The organism is Vibrio genomosp. F10 str. 9ZD137 (assembly GCF_049974785.1).
In the GTDB taxonomy this organism is placed as follows: Bacteria; Pseudomonadota; Gammaproteobacteria; order Enterobacterales; family Vibrionaceae; genus Vibrio.
Window position 1 is genome coordinate 1 of record NZ_JBNGCJ010000747.1, and the last position, 1,619, is coordinate 1,619.

General features: G+C 45.8%; 2 protein-coding genes. Both read right to left on the bottom strand.

Annotated features, from left to right (window positions below; genetic code table 11):
* A partial coding sequence (locus ACP45E_RS17595; protein ID WP_158008391.1) for an alcohol dehydrogenase catalytic domain-containing protein occupies positions 1–490 on the bottom strand: 490 nt, incomplete at its 3' end.
* 156 nt (positions 491–646) lie between these two features.
* A partial coding sequence (ilvA, locus tag ACP45E_RS17600; protein WP_069585345.1) for a threonine ammonia-lyase, biosynthetic occupies positions 647–1,619 on the bottom strand: 973 nt, incomplete at its 5' end.

Below are 1,619 nucleotides of genomic sequence, written 5' to 3' on the forward strand. Positions count from 1 at the left end.
CTACGGAACCGACACCGCCACTCGCGCCTGTCACAAGTACTTCACCGGTTTCTGGTTTTACACCTGCATCAAGAAGCGCTTGAACACAAAGCATGGCGGTAAAGCCTGCAGTGCCAATCATCATCGCTTTTTTACTATCAAACCCTTTTGGCAGAGGCACCAGCCAGTCCGCTTTTAGACGTGCACGCTGCGCCATGCCACCCCAATGGTTTTCACCGACGCCCCAACCAGTAAGGACAACATGGTCGCCCGCTTGGTAGCGATCATCGTCAGAGCTTACGACGGTACCGGCTAAATCAATACCTGGGACCATAGGGAAATTACGAATAATTTTGCCTTTTCCTGTGATAGCAAGGCCATCTTTGTAGTTTAAAGAAGAATAATCGACATCAATCAGTACTTCGCCTTCCGGCAGTTGTGATTCATCGATTTTTTCTACACGAGCGATGGTACGTTTTTCTTCTTGATTTAGAACTAAGGCATTGAACATTCGTATTCTCCACTTAAGGACAGCAATGAAATTACACACAGTGTAGTGAGAAACTAACTATGAATAAAATGACACTTTAGCATTATATCTATGTGCTAAACGCATTAATTAAACAGTACAGCATAAAAAAGCCAGTCAAGGTGACTGGCTTTGAGTTTAGGATAAAAAGAACTGATAGGAAGGGTTATCCGTTTCGTCTTTGCATTGATAACCCAATTCACGCAGGTGCGCTGAAAAACGAGTTAAATCATGTTCATCCAGTTCAAAACCACACAACACTCGACCATAGTCGGCGCCATGGTTACGGTAGTTAAACAGGCTAATGTTCCAATGCGTTCCGAGGGTGCTTAAGAACTTAAGCAATGCACCAGGGTATTCTGGAAATTCAAAACTGTATAAGCGTTCTTTCAGTGGTTTCGACGGTTTACCACCAATCATGTAGCGAACGTGTAGTTTCGCCATTTCATCGTCTGATAAATCCACGACAGGGTATCCCCCGTTGCGAAGATCGTTAATGATGTGTTCGAGCTCTTCTTGCCCACCTTGCAAACGCACACCAACAAAAATATTGGCTAGGCTATCGTCGTTGTAGCGGTAATTAAACTCCGTCACAGCTCGGCCACCAATAAGATCGCAAAATTCAAAGAATGCGCCTTGGCGTTCAGGAATGGTCACCGCGAGCAAGCCTTCACGTTTTTCACCCAGTTCACAGCGCTCTGAAACATAACGTAAACCGTGGAAGTTGGTATTCGCACCTGAAAGTATGGTGGCGAGTTGCTTGCCTTTCAGTTGGTTTTGCTCTGCAAACTTCTTCAATCCTGCAAGGGCAAGGGCGCCTGAAGGTTCAGCGATGGCACGTGTATCTTCAAAGATGTCTTTTACCGCAGAGCAAATCTCGTCACTTGAGACAGAAATATGCCCATCAAGGTATTGTTGACATAAACGGAACGTTTCATCACCAATGCGTTTGACCGCAACGCCATCTGCGAACATGCTCACTTGGTCAAGAACAACAGGCTCACCAGCATCAAGCGCGGCTTTGAGGCAGGAAGAATCTTCCGGTTCGACGGCAATCACTTTGATTTCAGGCATCAGTTGTTTGATTAACACCGAGACCCCAGCCGCTAAA